Source organism: Paracoccaceae bacterium Fryx2, from assembly GCA_032334235.1.
Lineage (GTDB): Bacteria > Pseudomonadota > Alphaproteobacteria > Rhodobacterales > Rhodobacteraceae > JAVSGI01.
Window position 1 is genome coordinate 24,329 of the sequence record JAVSGI010000004.1, and the last position, 14,993, is coordinate 39,321.

Genomic DNA, 14,993 nt, shown 5'->3' on the forward strand with positions numbered 1-14,993 from the left:
CCAACATCACGACGTATGTCATTTTGCTGGTTGCCGAGCGCCTTGGTGATCGGATCGACTTCGAACTGATCTGGCAGCGGCAGCGGATCACGCCGGAACTCCAGCGTCTGCTCTTCGAATGGGCGACCAAGGTGAACGGCATCTTCGATCAGGTCGCTCCCGGCCTGCAGATTTCAGAGGTCGCAAAGCGACCGGAGATCTGGTCAAGGGTCGTGGCGGGAAGATATCCGAGGCCTGCCGCCGATATACCAGAACTTGCGGGCTGACTTTCCCGCGGTGAACAGGTCTCGCATCAAGATGCCCTCTCTCTGGAAAGATCATTGCCGGCGCTCCTCCTGCGAGGCCCGCTTGCCTTGGATGCTTCGCAACAATCGCGCCCCATGTCATCCCAGCCGCTCTGCCACATCCGGCATCAGTTTCAGCGTGGCCGCGATCCGCTCCTGCCACTTCGGCCCGCGCGAGAGCGCGTCCTGGTAAGCGTCGTGCAGGTCGTCGGGCCGGTCTTCGGCCAGCGCCGCCATCAGGAAGCGCGCCTGCCTGCGGTCCTTCTCGGGCCAACATACATTTCAGGCACGCTCTGGTGTCTGGCCGCCAAGCCATAGAGTTTATTGCCCATTCGGCGATGCCATCGAGGCTAAGAGGCAGAAGGATCGATATACGAAGCGCCGGATGTGATGCCGGAATTGCGAAGAACCTCCATTTGGCGATGCTATCAAAAAAAACCCGTCGCCAACATGATCTGCCGCACCGCTTTCCTCGGCTGGTTCTGTTGACCGTTCATTGACGGCGCCCCGATTGATCGAGGTCAAGCAGGATCGGGGATCATTCCCTATACTGCAACAAATCACCATCGGAGCAGCCATGCGATGCCGAATGAACAGTATCAGACCGTAAGGGATGTGGCCGACCGCCTGAAGGTGGCCGAGGCGACCGTGCGGCACTGGATCAAGCTGGGAGAGTTGCGCGCCATCGGCATCGGCAAGGGCTGGCGGATCGCGGATGCCGATCTCGAACACTTCCTCGAACGCCACCAGAACGCGCCCCGCGCCCCGGACGGGGCGGGGCAGGAGAAGCGATCATGACGCCGACGATGACATCCTTTGCCGAAGTGGCGCTGCTGCTGGTCATGGCGGCGGGCCTCGGCCTGCTTGGCACGCTGCTGCGCCAGCCGCTGATTGTCAGCTTCATCGCGGTCGGTCTGATCGCGGGGCCGTCGGCGCTGGATGTCGTGCAGTCGGACGAACAGATCGACCTGCTGTCGGAACTGGGCATCGCGGTGCTGCTGTTTCTGGTCGGCATCAAGCTGGACGTGAAGCTGATCCGCTCGCTCGGGGCGGTCTCGGTGCTGACGGGGCTTGGTCAGGTCGCCTTTACCGCGTTCTTCGGCTATCTGATCGGGCTGGCGCTCGGGCTGGACCATGTCACCAGCCTTTACGTCGCCGTGGCGCTGACCTTTTCCTCGACCATCATCATCGTGAAACTGCTGTCGGACAAGCGCGAGATCGACGCGCTGCACGGCCAGATCGCGCTTGGGTTCCTGATCGTGCAGGATCTGGTGGTGGTGCTGGCGATGATCGTGCTGTCGGCCATCGGCATCGGGGCGGCGGATGGCGGGCATGGCGGCGGGTCGGTGCTGACGGTGCTGGCCTCGGGCGTGGCGTTGGTGGCGGCTGTGGTGGTGTTCGTGCGCTACGTTGCCAACCCGCTGACCGAACGGCTGGCCCGCGCGCCGGAACTGCTGGTGATCTTTGCCATTGCGCTGGCGGCGATGTTTGCCGCCGTGGGCGATGCCGTGGGCCTGGGCAAGGAGGTCGGCGGCCTGCTGGCCGGGGTGGCGCTGGCCTCCACCGCCTACCGCGAGACGATCGCGGCCCGGCTGGCCCCGTTGCGCGACTTCCTGCTTCTGTTCTTCTTCATCGCGCTTGGCGCCACGCTGGACCTGTCGCTGCTGGGCGCGCATGTCACCGGCGCGGTGGTCTTTTCCCTGTTCGTGCTGATCGGCAACCCGCTGATCGTGCTGGCGATCATGGGGGCCATGGGCTACCGCAAGCGCACCGGGTTTCTGGCGGGCCTGACCGTGGCGCAGATCAGCGAGTTTTCCCTGATCTTCGTCGCCATGGGGGTCAGCCTCGGCCATGTGGCCGATGACGCGCTGGGGCTTGTCACCATGGTGGGCCTCGTGACCATCGCGGCCTCGACCTACATGATCACATGGTCGCATCATCTTTATGCGCTGTTCGAGCCATTCCTCGGCATCTTCGAACGCAAGGGCACCCCGCGCGAGCCATCCGAGGCCGGGGCGCATCAGGGTCGCACCTTTCCGGTCATCGTCTTCGGTCTCGGGCGGTTTGGCACGGCCATCGGCATGAGGCTGAAGACTCGCGGTCTCGCCGTGCTCGGGATCGACTTCAACCCGCTGGCCGTCGGGCGCTGGCGCGAGTTGGGGCTGGAGGCCGAGTTCGGGGATGCGACCGACCCCGAGTTCGTGGCCGAACTGCCCCTGCGCGGCGCCGGGTGGCTGGTCTCGACCGTGCCCATCCACCCCACCGGCCTCAGTCAGGAAGACGCCCGCCGCACCCTGATCCAGCTTGCCCGGACGGCAGGCTTTTCGGGGCGCATCGCGGCCGCGTCGCACTCTGCCGCCGATACCGAGGTTCTGTTCGGGTCCGGCGCCGATCTGGTGCTGGAGCCGTTCCAGGACGCCGCCGACCGCGCGGTCGAACTGTTGTGCGGCGCTGCGGAAACCGGACGCACCGAAATCCCCGAAATCTCGACCGAGGGCCGCATGACCGCCTGACGAAACCACCCGAAACCCAACCCGAAGGAGCACGCAGATGAACCGACTTGCACACAAGATCGCCATTGTGACCGGAGGTGCCGTGGGCATCGGGCGCGCCTGCGCAGAGCGCATGGCCGGGGAAGGCGCGAGGGTCGCGATCTTCGACGTGATGGAGGCCGAAGGCCAGGCGCTGGCAGACGATCTGGCGGCAAAGGGCCATGCGGTTGCCTTCTGGCGCGTGGATGTGGCCGACGAGGCGGCGATGAAATCCGCCATCGACGCCGCCGCCGCCCGGTTCGGCGGGCTGCATGTGATGGTGAACAACGCAGGCATCTCCGGCAGCCCCAAGCCCACCGATCAGGTGACCGAGGAAGAATGGGACCGGGTGCAGGCGGTGAACGTCAAGGGCGTGATGTTCGGCACCAAGCACGCGATCCCGCATCTGCGGGCGGCGGGCAAGGGGTCGATCATCAACCTGTCGTCCATCGCCGGGCTGATCGGCGTGGGCAACCTTGCGGCTTACCATGCCTCCAAGGGCGCGGTGCGGCTGATGACCAAGAACGATGCCGTCACCTATGCGCCCGAACAGATCCGGGTGAATTCGATCCATCCCGGCTATATCTGGACGCCGATGGTGGAAAACCACCTGCGCGCCACCTCGCCCGATCTGGAGGCGGCCAAGGTGGCGGCGGGGTCTGTCCACCCCCTCGGCCATATGGGCGAACCCGATGACATCGCCTGGGCGGTGGTCTGGCTCGCCTCGGACGAGGCGAAGTTCGTCACCGGCGCCGAAATTGCCATCGACGGGGGCTACACGGCGCGCTGATGCAGATGCCCCACCCCCACGCCCGCCCCGCCGCCGACTGCCTGGCCGACCTGAATGCCACCGCCGATGGACTGACCGCGGCCGAAGCCGCCCGCCGTCTGGCCGCGCATGGGCCGAACCGCCTGCCGGAAACGCGGGCGCGGGGTCCGCTGCTGCGCTTCTTGCTGCAGTTCCACAACGTGCTGATCTATGTGCTGCTCGTGGCCTCCATCGTCACGGGTTTCCTGCAGCACTGGATCGATACCGGGGTGATTCTGGCGGTGGTTCTGGCCAATGCGGTGATCGGCTTCATCCAGGAAGGCAAGGCCGAGTCGGCCATGGCCGCGATCCGCAACATGCTGGCCCCGCGCGCCGCCGTGCTGCGCGACGGGCGGCGGCAGACGGTCGAGGGCGCGACCATCGTGCCCGGCGACATCATCCTGCTGGAGCCGGGCGACAAGGTGCCCGCCGACCTGCGGGTGCTGGAGGCGCGCGGCCTTGCCGCGCAAGAGGCGATCCTGACGGGTGAATCCGTGCCGGTCGAAAAGGGCGCGACCCCGGTGAAGATGGACGCCCCGCTTGGCGACCGCCGGTCGATGCTGTGGTCGGGCACGCTGGTGACGCAAGGCACGGCGCGGGGGCTGGTGGTGGCCACGGGTGCGGGCACCGAGATCGGGCGCATCGGCGGGCTGCTGGAGGGGGTCGAACAGCTGACCACGCCATTGGTCGCGCAGATGGACCATTTTGCGCGCTGGCTTTCGTTCCTGATCCTGCTCGCCGCAAGCCTGTTGCTGGCATGGGCCTATTTCGTCGGGCATCAGGGTTTCTCCGACCTCTTCATGACCGTGGTCGCCATCGCTGTTGCCGCCATCCCCGAAGGTCTGCCCGCCGTGATGACGGTGACGCTGGCCATCGGCGTGCAGGCCATGGCCAACCGCAACGCCATCGTCCGCCGCCTGCCCGCAATCGAGGCGATCGGCTCGGTCTCGGTCATCTGCACCGACAAGACCGGCACGCTGACCCGCAACGAAATGGTCGTCGCGGCGGCAGAAACGCCCGAGGGCAGCTTTGCCGTCGCCGGAGAAGGCTATGCGCCTTTGGGCCGGATCACGCCTGCCGGCGATCTGTCCCGCCTCGCCCGCGCGGCGGCGCTGTGCAACGACGCCGCGCTGGTCGAGAAGGACGGCGCGTGGAGCGTCGAGGGCGATCCGATGGAAGGGGCGCTCCTGGCCTTTGCGGGAAAGGTGGCGCATGGGATCGCCGCGCCGCGTCTGGACGCCATCCCCTTCGACAGCCGCCACCGCTTCATGGCGGTGCTGACCGATGGGCCGGAGGGCCGCATCACCCATGTCAAGGGCGCACCCGAGCGGGTGTTGCGGATGTGCGCGGGGCTGGACCTTCATGCGTGGCAGGACCGGGCGGATAAGATGGCACGGCGGGGCCTGCGCGTGCTGGCACTGGCGGAACGGCACGAGACCGGCGCGCAGATTGACAGTGGAACGCTGGGGGGCAGCCTGACCTTCCTCGGCCTCGTCGGCCTGATCGACCCGCCCCGCCCAGAGGCGATTTCCGCCGTTGCCGAATGCCGCGCGGCGGGCATCCGGGTGAAGATGATCACCGGCGACCATGCAGGCACGGCGGCGGCCATTGCCGCGCAGATCGGGCTGCAGAACCCTGACCGCGTGCTGACCGGCGCCGACCTCGACAAGCTGGACGAGGCGCAACTGGCGCTGGAGGTGGCGACGGTGGATGTCTTTGCCCGCACCAGCCCCGAAGACAAGCTGCGCCTTGTCACCGCTCTGCAGGCCAACGGCCTGTCAGTCGCCATGACCGGCGACGGGGTGAACGATGCACCCGCCCTGAAGCGTGCCGACGCCGGCATCGCCATGGGCCTGAAGGGATCGGAGGCAGCGAAGGAAGCCGCCGATCTGGTGCTGGCGGATGACAACTTCGCCTCCATCGCCGCCGCCGTGCGCGAAGGGCGGACGGTCTATGACAACCTCAAGAAGGTCATCAGCTGGATGCTGCCCACCAACGCGGGCGAGTCCACCGTGATCGTGATTGCGCTCCTGGTCGGCATGCTCCTGCCGCTGAGCCCGGTGATGATCCTTTGGGTAAACATGATTACCGCGATTACGCTGGGGCTGGCGCTGGCCTTCGAGCCCACTGAAGCCGGGACAATGCTCCGGCCGCCCCGGCGACGCGAGGCGCCCATTCTTTCGGGGGAACTGGTATGGCACATCATCCTCGTTGCGTCGCTGTTCATTGCGGGCATCTTTGCAATGTTCACCTACGCGCTTGACCGCGGCTACCCGTTGCCGCTGGCGCAGACGATCGCGATGAACACGCTTGTCGTGCTCAAGACTTTCCACCTCTTCTTTATTCGCAACATTCACGGCGCCTCATTGACCTGGAACGCGGTAAAGGGGACGCCCGTGGTCTGGCTGGTGGTCATCGCTGTCACCGCCGCGCAGTTCGCGGTGACCTATGTGCCGTTCCTGCAAACCATCCTTGGAACCCAGCCCGTCTCGCTGAAGGATGGGCTGCTGATCGTCGGGGTCGGCGCGGCCTTCTTTGCCATCATCGAAATCGAAAAGCAGATCCGGCTGGGGCTGCAGAGGCGATGATCTCGCTGTTGCGGTGATTCCCCGGCACCTTTCCGACGGGCGAAAAACCATGTCCTCGTGGTTTCCGAACGGGATGTGCAACTCGCAGGGGTGAATGGGCTGTGATGTTTGCAGGATGGCCGAGGGCCGATGAAGTCCATGGTAGTCCGCTACCGACCAACGGGCAGCCGAGTCTGAACGTGGGCAAAACAGTGGCGGTGCCGATTTTCCGACCGATAACCCAATGATTTTATTGGATAGGTGGCAGAAAAGACAGTCCGGCAATCTTGATCGATGTCCTGAGAGATATAATAGAAACAATAACTTAAGTTTTCAGCGCGTAGCAAGGGTGGTGTCGCGGGAGTGGTGGAAATTTGAAGGCGGCGTAATCTCCGGGTGAACTGAAACCCACCCAGCCGGCGGCGCCAACCGCCAGGGAGATCACGCCATGAACGACATTTCCGACAGCTCGGCCTTTTCGCTACTGCCCGACACGACCGGGTATGACCCGATCGAGGAGCGCCTGCGGGCAAGCGTCCGCGCGACCATCGAGACCATGTTTGAAGAGGAACTGGCCGAGTTTCTCGGCCGCATGCGCTACGGTCGCGGCGACGAGAAGGCGAAGGGCTATCGCCACGGGCACCGCGAGCGGCAGCTGACCGGCACCTTCGGCACCGAAACGGTGCGCGTGCCCCGCGCCCGGGTCGAGGACGAGGACGGCAAGGCTAAGGAATGGCGCTCGAAGGCGCTGCCGCGCTACCAGCGGCTGACGAAGAAGGCCGAGGCGCTGATCGCGGCGGTCTATCTTGCCGGGACCAACACCCGGCGCGTCAAGCGGGCGCTGTTCGGGCTGTTCGAGGGCGCCGTCAGCAAGGATGTGGTCAGCCGGGCCTGGCGCAAGGTGAAGGTGGATTGGGATGCCTGGTCGGCCCGCAGCCTGGCCGACGAGGACATCGTCCGGCTGATCCTCGACGGCACCGTGATCCGGACCCGGCTGGACCGCAAGGCCACCAACATCTCGGTGCTGGCGGCGATCGGCATCCGCCGCGACGGGCAGAAGGTATTGTTATCCATCAAGAACATGGGCGGAGAGAGCACATCTGCCTGGCGCCAGTTCCTCGACGACCTTGATGCCCGCGGTCTGAAGCGGCCCGAATTCGTCATCGTCGATGGCGCTCCCGGGCTTGAAGCCGCTCTGGTCGCGCTCTGGGGCGAGGCTCTGCCGATCCGGCGCTGCACGGTCCACAAGCACCGAAACCTGCTGGCGCACGCGCCCAGGCACCTGCACGACGAGCTGACCGAGGACTACCGCGACATGATCTGCGCCGACACCGCCGCCGGGATCGAGACCCGCCGCAAGGCATTCCTGCGCAAGTGGCAGCTCAAGTGCAAGGCCGTTGCCGACAGCCTTGAAGAAGCAGGGGACCGGCTCTTCAGCTTCACCCGCCTCGATCCCTCGCAATGGAAGTCGGCCCGGACGGCTCTGTTGCACAAATCGGGTGACAGACAGATCTCCCCTTTCCCTGGACAGACTCATCCCACGGCTTCAGTGACGGGTATACCGAGCGCCGTGAAGCCGTTCAGCACGGCTACACGGACCTGAAACTCGGCGACCTGACGGTCAAAGTCCCGCGCCATGAGGCGCTGACCCAGCAATTTGACGCAGTGCATCTTCGTCTCGACGCGGCTTCGGCGGTGATAACCGCTCCATCGTCGCCAGATGGTTCGGCCGAAGCGTTTCGACGCGCGTAGGGCTTCGTTGCGGGCGATTGCCCCGGGGGTGTCGGGCTTCCATGGCTTGGCGTTCTTGCGGGGCGGAATGATGGCGGCCGCACCGCGGGCGGCGATGGCGTCGTGACACTTGCGTGTGTCGAAGGCGCCATCAGCGGTGACGCTGGCGATCTCCTGATCGGGCGGGATCTGGTCGAGCAGTTCGGGCAGCATCGGCGCGTCACCGACATCGCTGGTGGTGAACTCGGCTGCGCGGATTTCCAGTGTTTTCTCGTCTATCCCGATGTGAATCTTGCGCCAGACCCGACGTTTGGTGCCGCCGTGCTTGCGCGCATTCCATTCACCTTCGCCTTCAACCTTGATCCCGGTGCTATCGATCAGAAGATGCAGCGGGCCTTGCGAGCCGCGGTGGGGGATGTTGACCTTCAGGGTCTTCTGGCGACGGCTCAGCGTGCTGAAATTGGGCACAGCCCAATCCAAATCGATGAGCCCCAGCAGGCTTTCGACGAAGCCAGTCGTCTGTCTGAGCGCCATGCCAAACAACACCTTGATGGTCAGGCAGGTCTGGATCGCGGCATCGCTATAGTCAGGCTGTCGGCCGCGCTTACCTGTCGGCGCAGCCTCCCAGATCATGGCGGTATCAAACCAGATCGTCAGCGAGCCGCGGCGCTTCAGCGCTTCGTTATAGGCGGGCCAGTTCCTGGTCTTGTAGGCGGGGGGTATGGGTCTGCTCATGCCGTCCAGCTACCACGCTGGATTCACAAGATGAATCCCTCACGGGATTTGTGCAACAGAGCCCCCCAGGAGCCCACACCCGAGTCCATCGAGCGCGGGCGGGAGTTGATGGAGCGGTTGGTGCGGGTGGACGGCAGGCAAGATCTACGCCGCGCCATCGAAAACGCGCGCCACGACCTCTCCGAAATCGAGCGGCCCGGGATCATCGAGCTGCGCAAAGACGACTGCGACGACATTTTCGGCGAGAATCACGAAGGGGACAACGGCGTGGTGACGAGGTTCCGTATGACAGTCGCGGACCTGCGGGCCCTGCTGCGGGCGGCCGAGCGGATCGAGGGCAACCATGCGTGATCCCTTCACCTTCAACCACGACCTGATCCGCCGCGAGCTATACACCGACACGCACGGCCGCCGCTGGATCAGGGTTTGGTATGCGACACCGATGCCCGACGGCGGGAAGATCGGGCGCCTGATAGAGCTGAATGACCCGCATGCCGACAGGCGCGCGCAACAGGCGCTGGAGGCGACATTCCGGCACCACGTGGCCGGTCTTTCCGCCCACGCCCGGCTTACCTGGATGGCAGTGGCGCGGGTTGCCGCTATCCGTGCAAAAACCGAGCAAATCCCGGATAAAAATCAAAGCCCCGCGCCTGACGGCCGGGGCTAACCGCTTGACGCAGATCGCTTTTCTACCTATGGTTGCTAAAAAATAATGGCGGAGAGACAGGGATTCGAACCCTGGGAGGGCTCGCACCCTCAACGGTTTTCGAGACCGCCCCGTTCGACCGCTCCGGCACCTCTCCGCGTCGGTGGTCTCAGTGGGGGCGATTTAGCTTGGGCGGGGGGCGGTGGCAAGCCTGATTCCGCCGGGGTCGCGTGCAATTTCGCCGGGCTGTGGCACGGGATGCTTGGCAAGGCGGCGGCCAGACACTAGCTAAGACATCTCGCTTCCGGAAAGGGCACAGCCATGCTGATCCGCCGTCTTGCCTTCCTGCTCCTGGTCTCGGTCGCGGCGCTGCCGTTGCGGGCCGAGACGCCCATGCCGCTGCCGTTGTCGCCCGAGGCTCCCGCCGACCGCTCGGGCGAGGTTGCCGCGTTGAGCGACCTGCTGATGATCGGCGAGGTGATCGAGGTGATGCGGGTCGAGGGCATCGACTATGGCACCACGCTGGAGGCCGAGCTGTTTCCCGGCAAGGGCGGGGCGCAATGGCAGGCGGTCGTCGGGCTGATCTACGATCCGGCCACGATGCGTCAACGCTTCGATGCGGTATTTGCCCGCGAGATGGCGGGCGATGCCGGGGCGATCGGCGACGCGGCCGCCTTCTTCGGCGATGCGCGCGGCCAGCGCATCCTGCAACTGGAGCTGGAGGCGCGGCGGGCACTGATGGACCCGGCGGCAGAAGAGGCGGCCAGGCTTTCCGTGCAGGACATGGAGGCCGACAAGGCTCCGCGGCTGGAGGTGCTGCGCACCTTTGCCCGGACCAACGACCTGATCGAATCGAACGTGGCGGGGGCGCTGAATTCCAACCTCGCCTTCTTCCAGGGGCTGGCCGAGGTCGGGCCGCTCGGCGACGAGATGACCGAAGACCAGATGCTGGCCGATGTCTGGTCGCAGGAGCCCGAGATCCGGGCCGAAACCGAGGAATGGCTGTTTTCCTATCTTGCGCTGGCCTATGGCCCGCTGCCGGATGACGACATGCAGGCCTATCAGGCGTTTTCGGACTCCCCGGCGGGGCAGAAGCTGAACACCGCGCTGTTCGCCGCGTTCGATGTGGTGTTCACCGCGATCTCGCGCGACCTCGGGCGGGCAGCGGCGCGGCAGATGCAGGGCGAGGATATCTGAAACCCGCAGGGGCAGGGGGGCGGCGTGGACGGGATCACCCTTGTCAGGCTGGACGAGACGACCGCGGCCCTGCTGGCCGATACGGACGTGTTCGACCACCCGGTGCGGCCCGACCAGCTTGCCGCCTTCATGGCCGATCCGCTGCACGAGATGGTGCTGGCGGTTGATGCGGGCGCGGTGGTCGGCATGGCGTCGGGCGCGGTGCTGCTGCACCCCGACAAGCTGCCCGGCCTTTTCATCAACGAGGTCGGGGTCAATGACACCCACCGGCGGCGCGGCATCGGCACGGCGCTGGTCGCGCGGCGGAAATGTTTCGCGCGGGCACGGGGCTGCGCCGGGATTCGGGTGGCGACCAAGGGTGACAACGTGGCGGCCCGCGCGCTCTGTCGGCGGGCGGGCGCGAGACGGGCGGCATCGTGATGTTCGAACGGGATGCGGCCCCGGCCGGACCCGCCCCGGATGCCCCTTGACTCGCGCGCCGACCCGCCGCATAAGCGCGCATCTCGGCGAGCCCTCCGGCTGGCCGGGTTTTTCATTGATGACGCTCCGATCCGGGGCGCGCTGTCCGAGGCAAAGAGCAAACGCCGGAACCCCTTGCGGGGCAGGCCGGGGCCACAAGACGCGGCAAACGAGAAGGAATGACCATGTTCGCGGTCCTCAAGACAGGCGGCAAGCAATACAAGGTGCAGGCGGGTGACGTGCTGCGCGTTGAAAAGCTGGCGGCCGAAGCAGGCGACAAGATCCAGTTCAACGACATCCTGATGGTGGGTGGCGACACCCTGACCGTCGGCGTGCCCTTCGTGGCAGGTGCCGCGGTGCAGGCCGAAGTCATCGCCCAGATCAAGGGCGAGAAGGTCATCCACTACGTCAAGCGGCGCCGCAAGCACAGCTCGCAGCGCACCAAGGGCCACCGCCAGCACCTGACGCTGCTGCGCGTGACCGACGTGCTGGCTGCCGGGGCCGAAGCCTCGGGTGTGGCCGCTGCCACCGGCACCGCCCATGCGCGCCGCGCCGCCCACAATGCCGAGGCCGCTCCGGCGGTCGAAGCCCCCGCAAAACCGAAGCGCGCTGCGAAAGCCGCCGCTGCCGCAAAGGAGTAACACCCCATGGCACATAAAAAGGCAGGCGGTTCCTCCCGCAACGGCCGCGACTCGGCGGGTCGCCGTCTGGGCGTGAAGCTCTACGGCGGGCAGGCCGCGATTCCGGGCAACATCATCGTGCGCCAGCGCGGCACGACCTTCTTCCCCGGCAACGGGGTCGGCATGGGCACCGATCACACGATCTTTGCCGTGGTCGAGGGCAAGGTGGCCTTCAAGAAGGGCATGAAGGGTCGTACCTTCATTTCCGTGCTTCCGGTGGCGGAAGCAGCCGAATAAGCCGAACCTTTACAGTCCGCATGTAAACGGGGGATCGGCTGCAAGGCCGGTCCCCTGCGCTTTTCCGGCTTCGGGAAGGCGGCGGCGAAAAGACATTCTGCGGGGCCGCCAAGGCCCTGCCCATGCGCTTCGAAGGAGGGAAGCCATGACTTTGGACATGATGGCATCGGGTGGAAAATCAGGCGGCCAGATCGCGGCCGGGCGCTTCATCCTGCGCCCGGTGCGCAAGTCGGACGCCGGGCTTTTCGCGCTTTACGCCGGCGACCGCCGGGTGGCCGAGGGCACCCGCTCGATTCCCCATCCGCTGCCGCCCGGCGCCGCCGAGGCCTTTGTGGAACGGGCCATGCCGCCGGTGGCCCCCGGTGCCGAGACGGTCTGGGTGATGGACGGCTCTGCCAACGGGCTGGCAGAGGTGCTGGGGGTGATCGCGCTCAAGTGCATGGACCGGGCGCAGTGCGAGATTTCCTATTGGGTCGCCCCGGCGTTCTGGAACACCGGCTTCGCCTCCGAGGCGGTGCGCGCGCTGGTCGAGGCCAACCCGATGGCCGCCCGCACCGTCTTTGCCGAGGTGTTTCAGGACAATCCGGGGTCGGCCCGGGTGCTGACCAACTGCGGCTTCGAATACCTCGGTGACGCCGAAAGCTTCAGCGTGGCCCGCAATGCCAGCGTGGCGACCTGGACCTACCTGCGAAAGACCTGACGCCGTGATCCTGCCGCTGCCGCGGGAAACGCCCCTGATCCCGCGGCAGAGGGCGGCGTTCGTCGCCCAGTCGGCCACGCATTTCCCGATCCGCGCGCTGCGGGCCGATGTCTTCACCGACAAACCCGGCTCGATGCGCGTGCTTGAAGAACCGGGCTTCGCGCGGGCGGGCCTTGACACCGGCACCTCGGCGGCAAGGCTTGAGCCTGCGCCGATTGTGCTTTATCGGCTGGATATCCCAGCCCGGAAGGCCTGACCCCATGAAGTTCCTTGACCTGTGCAAAGTCTACATCCGCTCCGGCGGCGGCGGGGCCGGGTGCGTCAGCTTCCGGCGCGAGAAGTTCGTCGAGTTCGGCGGCCCCGACGGCGGTGATGGCGGCCATGGCGGCAACGTCTATGCCGAGGCGGTCGAGGGTCTGAACACCCTGATCGACTTCCGCTATCAGCAGCATTTCTTCGCCAAGTCGGGCCAGCCCGGCATGGGCGCGCAGCGCACCGGCAAGACCGCCGACGACGTGATCCTGAAGGTGCCCGTGGGGACCGAGATCCTCGACGAGGACGAGGAAACCGTGATCGCCGACCTCACGACCCCCGGCCAGCGCATCCTGCTGGCGCGCGGCGGCAACGGCGGCTGGGGCAACCTTGCGTTCAAATCCTCGACCAACCGCGCCCCGGCGCGGGCCAATCCGGGGCAGGAAGGGGTGGAGCGCACCATCTGGCTGCGGCTGAAGCTGATTGCGGATGCGGGCCTGCTGGGCCTGCCAAATGCCGGTAAATCGACCTTCCTCGCCGCGACCTCGAACGCCCGGCCCAAGATCGCCGACTATCCCTTCACCACGCTGGTGCCGAACCTTGGCGTCGTGGGCATCGACGGGCACGAGATCGTGATGGCCGACATTCCGGGGCTGATCGAGGGCGCGTCCGAAGGCCGGGGTCTGGGCGACCAGTTCCTTGCGCATGTCGAACGCTGCTCGGTACTGTTGCATCTGGTCGACGGCACGTCGAGCACCATCACCAAGGATTACCGCACCATCATCCACGAGCTGGAAGCCTATGCCGAGGAACTGGCGCAGAAGCCGCGCATCACGGCGCTGAACAAGATCGACGCGCTGGATGCGAAAACCCTGTCGACCCGCAAGCGCGCGCTGGAAAAGGCGGTGGGCGGGCCGGTGTTCCTGATCTCCGGCGTGGCGGGCACCGGGTTGCAGGACGTGCTGCGCGCGATCTATGCCGAGATCACCGGCGCCCGCGCGCCCGTGCCCGAGGATGTGCCATGGCAGCCCTGAAACCCCTGACCGCCCCCGACATCCGCGACGCCAAGCGGCTGGTCGTCAAGATCGGCTCGGCCCTGCTGGTGGACCGGCAGACCGGGCTGCGGCGGGAATGGCTGGCGGCGCTGGCCGAGGACGTGGCGGCGGCCAAGGCACGCGGGGCGGACGTGATCCTTGTGTCGTCGGGCTCGATTGCGCTGGGGCGCGGCGTGCTCGGGCTGGCCGACGGGCCGCTGGCGCTGGAACAATCCCAGGCGGCGGCGGCGGTCGGGCAGATAAGGCTGGCGCGGGCATATGAGGAGGTGCTGGCGCCGCATGGCATCCGCACCGGACAGGTGCTGGTCACGCTGGAGGATACCACTGACCGGCGGCGCTACCTGAACAGCCGCGCCACGATGGAAACCCTGCTGGGCTTTGGTGTGGTGCCGATCGTCAACGAAAACGACACGGTCGCAACCGACGAAATCCGGTTTGGCGACAACGACCGGCTGGCGGCGCAGATCGCGGTGACGGTCGGTGCGGATCAGCTGATCCTGCTGTCGGACGTGGACGGCTTCTATTCGGCCAACCCGAAAGAGGACGCCACGGCGCAGCGCTTCGATCTGGTGCAGGCGATCACCCCCGCGATCGAGGCGATGGCGGGCGACCCGGTTTCAGGGTTTTCCAAGGGCGGGATGAAGACCAAGATCATGGCCGCCAAGACCGCCGTGGCGGGTGGCTGCGCGATGGCGATCATGGAAGGCTCGGTGCTTCGGCCGCTGACGGCGCTGGCCGAAGGTGCGGCGCGGACCTGGTTCGTGGCGCAGGGCGACCCGCAGGCGGCGCGCAAACGCTGGATCAACGCGATGAAGCCGCGCGGCGAGGTGCGGCTGGATGCGGGCGCCGTGCGCGCGCTGGGGCAGGGCAAATCGCTGCTGCCCGCCGGCGTGGTTGCGGTTTCGGGCAGCTTCGGGCGCGGCGACCCGGTGGCGATATTGGGGCCGGACGGGGCGGTGCTGGGCAAGGGGCTGGTGCGCTATACCTTTGCCGAGGCGCAGGCGATTGCCGGGCACCGCTCGGGCGACATCGAGGGGATACTGGGCTATGCCGGGCGGGCGGCGCTGATCCACCGCGACGACATGGTGGTCTAGGGCAGGCCGGGGGCGCT

The 14,993-nt window shown here is 66.4% G+C and carries 17 protein-coding genes, 1 tRNA gene and 1 pseudogene; 16 read left to right on the top strand and 3 right to left on the bottom strand.

Features of this window, described 5'->3' with window-relative positions; genetic code table 11:
- Positions 1-23 precede the first annotated feature (23 nt).
- The gene (locus RNZ50_08755; protein ID MDT8855105.1) at positions 24-266 is read left to right on the top strand and encodes a hypothetical protein; all 243 of its coding nucleotides are present in this window, start codon (positions 24-26) and stop codon (positions 264-266) included.
- A gap of 117 nt (positions 267-383) precedes the next feature.
- On the opposite strand, the gene RNZ50_08760 is transcribed toward RNZ50_08755, so the two are convergent.
- Entirely contained in the window at positions 384-521 is a 138-nt protein-coding gene (locus RNZ50_08760) for a hypothetical protein (protein ID MDT8855106.1), read from the bottom strand.
- A gap of 345 nt (positions 522-866) precedes the next feature.
- Here RNZ50_08760 and RNZ50_08765 point away from each other — a divergent pair, with 345 nt between their 5' ends.
- The 5 genes and pseudogenes from RNZ50_08765 to RNZ50_08785 all read left to right on the top strand — a co-directional run bounded on the left by RNZ50_08765 (position 867) and on the right by RNZ50_08785 (position 7,670).
- Positions 867-1,082: a helix-turn-helix domain-containing protein gene (locus RNZ50_08765; GenBank protein ID MDT8855107.1), complete on the top strand. Its 216-nt coding sequence runs from the start codon at positions 867-869 to the stop codon at positions 1,080-1,082.
- Entirely contained in the window at positions 1,079-2,797 is a 1,719-nt protein-coding gene (locus tag RNZ50_08770) for a cation:proton antiporter (protein ID MDT8855108.1), read from the top strand. Before RNZ50_08765 ends, RNZ50_08770 begins: the two co-directional genes overlap by 4 nt.
- Before the next feature lie 37 nt (positions 2,798-2,834).
- Positions 2,835-3,605 (top strand): glucose 1-dehydrogenase, encoded by a 771-nt coding sequence (locus RNZ50_08775; GenBank protein ID MDT8855109.1) that lies wholly within the window; start codon positions 2,835-2,837, stop codon positions 3,603-3,605.
- Positions 3,605-6,211, top strand: coding sequence for a cation-transporting P-type ATPase (locus tag RNZ50_08780; GenBank protein MDT8855110.1), 2,607 nt, complete (start codon positions 3,605-3,607; stop codon positions 6,209-6,211). The genes RNZ50_08775 and RNZ50_08780 overlap by 1 nt, the downstream gene beginning before the upstream one ends.
- A gap of 427 nt (positions 6,212-6,638) precedes the next feature.
- Positions 6,639-7,670 (top strand): annotated as a pseudogene (locus RNZ50_08785) (IS256 family transposase).
- Between the two features lie 53 nt (positions 7,671-7,723).
- Here RNZ50_08785 and RNZ50_08790 read toward each other — a convergent pair.
- Positions 7,724-8,656 carry an IS5 family transposase gene (locus RNZ50_08790; GenBank protein MDT8855111.1) on the bottom strand — a complete coding sequence of 311 codons (933 nt, stop codon included), beginning with the start codon at positions 8,654-8,656 and terminating at the stop codon, positions 7,724-7,726.
- A gap of 108 nt (positions 8,657-8,764) precedes the next feature.
- Here RNZ50_08790 and RNZ50_08795 point away from each other — a divergent pair, with 108 nt between their 5' ends.
- Together RNZ50_08795 and RNZ50_08800 are read left to right on the top strand one after the other, a co-directional pair.
- Positions 8,765-9,007 carry a hypothetical protein gene (locus RNZ50_08795; protein ID MDT8855112.1) on the top strand — a complete coding sequence of 81 codons (243 nt, stop codon included), beginning with the start codon at positions 8,765-8,767 and terminating at the stop codon, positions 9,005-9,007.
- The gene (locus RNZ50_08800; GenBank protein ID MDT8855113.1) at positions 9,000-9,323 is read left to right on the top strand and encodes a hypothetical protein; all 324 of its coding nucleotides are present in this window, start codon (positions 9,000-9,002) and stop codon (positions 9,321-9,323) included. The genes RNZ50_08795 and RNZ50_08800 overlap by 8 nt, the downstream gene beginning before the upstream one ends.
- A gap of 46 nt (positions 9,324-9,369) precedes the next feature.
- Here RNZ50_08800 and RNZ50_08805 read toward each other — a convergent pair.
- Positions 9,370-9,459, bottom strand: a tRNA-Ser gene (locus RNZ50_08805).
- Positions 9,460-9,623: 164 nt separating this feature from the next.
- Here RNZ50_08805 and RNZ50_08810 point away from each other — a divergent pair.
- From RNZ50_08810 to proB, 8 genes are all read left to right on the top strand, one after another.
- Positions 9,624-10,499, top strand: coding sequence for a DUF2059 domain-containing protein (locus RNZ50_08810; GenBank protein ID MDT8855114.1), 876 nt, complete (start codon positions 9,624-9,626; stop codon positions 10,497-10,499).
- Between the two features lie 24 nt (positions 10,500-10,523).
- Complete coding sequence (locus RNZ50_08815; GenBank protein MDT8855115.1) at positions 10,524-10,919, top strand: GNAT family N-acetyltransferase; 396 nt, start codon at positions 10,524-10,526, stop codon at positions 10,917-10,919.
- A 224-nt stretch (positions 10,920-11,143) separates the two neighbouring features.
- Complete coding sequence (rplU, locus tag RNZ50_08820) at positions 11,144-11,599, top strand: 50S ribosomal protein L21 (GenBank protein MDT8855116.1); 456 nt, start codon at positions 11,144-11,146, stop codon at positions 11,597-11,599.
- Between the two features lie 6 nt (positions 11,600-11,605).
- Positions 11,606-11,875: a 50S ribosomal protein L27 gene (gene rpmA / locus RNZ50_08825; protein MDT8855117.1), complete on the top strand. Its 270-nt coding sequence runs from the start codon at positions 11,606-11,608 to the stop codon at positions 11,873-11,875.
- 145 nt (positions 11,876-12,020) lie between these two features.
- Complete coding sequence (locus RNZ50_08830) at positions 12,021-12,575, top strand: GNAT family N-acetyltransferase (GenBank protein MDT8855118.1); 555 nt, start codon at positions 12,021-12,023, stop codon at positions 12,573-12,575.
- A gap of 4 nt (positions 12,576-12,579) precedes the next feature.
- Positions 12,580-12,831, top strand: a complete 252-nt coding sequence (locus tag RNZ50_08835) for a hypothetical protein (protein ID MDT8855119.1) — start codon at positions 12,580-12,582, stop codon at positions 12,829-12,831.
- A 4-nt stretch (positions 12,832-12,835) separates the two neighbouring features.
- A complete protein-coding gene (obgE, locus tag RNZ50_08840) occupies positions 12,836-13,861 on the top strand; it encodes a GTPase ObgE (protein ID MDT8855120.1) in 1,026 nt (341 codons plus the stop codon).
- Entirely contained in the window at positions 13,849-14,976 is a 1,128-nt protein-coding gene (gene proB / locus RNZ50_08845) for a glutamate 5-kinase (GenBank protein MDT8855121.1), read from the top strand. Before obgE ends, proB begins: the two co-directional genes overlap by 13 nt.
- The last annotated feature ends 17 nt before the right edge of the window (positions 14,977-14,993 follow it).

What these genes read in the sequence shown, in the direction of transcription:
- RNZ50_08760 (MDT8855106.1), bottom strand. Translation starts at nt 521, where the DNA reads ATGGCGGCGCTGGCCGAAGACCGGCCCGACGACCTGCACGACGCTTAC.
- RNZ50_08765 (MDT8855107.1), top strand. Translation starts at nt 867, where the DNA reads ATGCCGAATGAACAGTATCAGACCGTAAGGGATGTGGCCGACCGCCTG.
- RNZ50_08770 (MDT8855108.1), top strand. Translation starts at nt 1,079, where the DNA reads ATGACGCCGACGATGACATCCTTTGCCGAAGTGGCGCTGCTGCTGGTC.
- RNZ50_08775 (MDT8855109.1), top strand. Translation starts at nt 2,835, where the DNA reads ATGAACCGACTTGCACACAAGATCGCCATTGTGACCGGAGGTGCCGTG.
- RNZ50_08780 (MDT8855110.1), top strand. Translation starts at nt 3,605, where the DNA reads ATGCAGATGCCCCACCCCCACGCCCGCCCCGCCGCCGACTGCCTGGCC.
- RNZ50_08790 (MDT8855111.1), bottom strand. Translation starts at nt 8,656, where the DNA reads ATGAGCAGACCCATACCCCCCGCCTACAAGACCAGGAACTGGCCCGCC.
- RNZ50_08795 (MDT8855112.1), top strand. Translation starts at nt 8,765, where the DNA reads ATGGAGCGGTTGGTGCGGGTGGACGGCAGGCAAGATCTACGCCGCGCC.
- RNZ50_08800 (MDT8855113.1), top strand. Translation starts at nt 9,000, where the DNA reads ATGCGTGATCCCTTCACCTTCAACCACGACCTGATCCGCCGCGAGCTA.
- RNZ50_08810 (MDT8855114.1), top strand. Translation starts at nt 9,624, where the DNA reads ATGCTGATCCGCCGTCTTGCCTTCCTGCTCCTGGTCTCGGTCGCGGCG.
- rplU (MDT8855116.1), top strand. Translation starts at nt 11,144, where the DNA reads ATGTTCGCGGTCCTCAAGACAGGCGGCAAGCAATACAAGGTGCAGGCG.
- rpmA (MDT8855117.1), top strand. Translation starts at nt 11,606, where the DNA reads ATGGCACATAAAAAGGCAGGCGGTTCCTCCCGCAACGGCCGCGACTCG.
- RNZ50_08830 (MDT8855118.1), top strand. Translation starts at nt 12,021, where the DNA reads ATGACTTTGGACATGATGGCATCGGGTGGAAAATCAGGCGGCCAGATC.
- obgE (MDT8855120.1), top strand. Translation starts at nt 12,836, where the DNA reads ATGAAGTTCCTTGACCTGTGCAAAGTCTACATCCGCTCCGGCGGCGGC.
- proB (MDT8855121.1), top strand. Translation starts at nt 13,849, where the DNA reads ATGGCAGCCCTGAAACCCCTGACCGCCCCCGACATCCGCGACGCCAAG.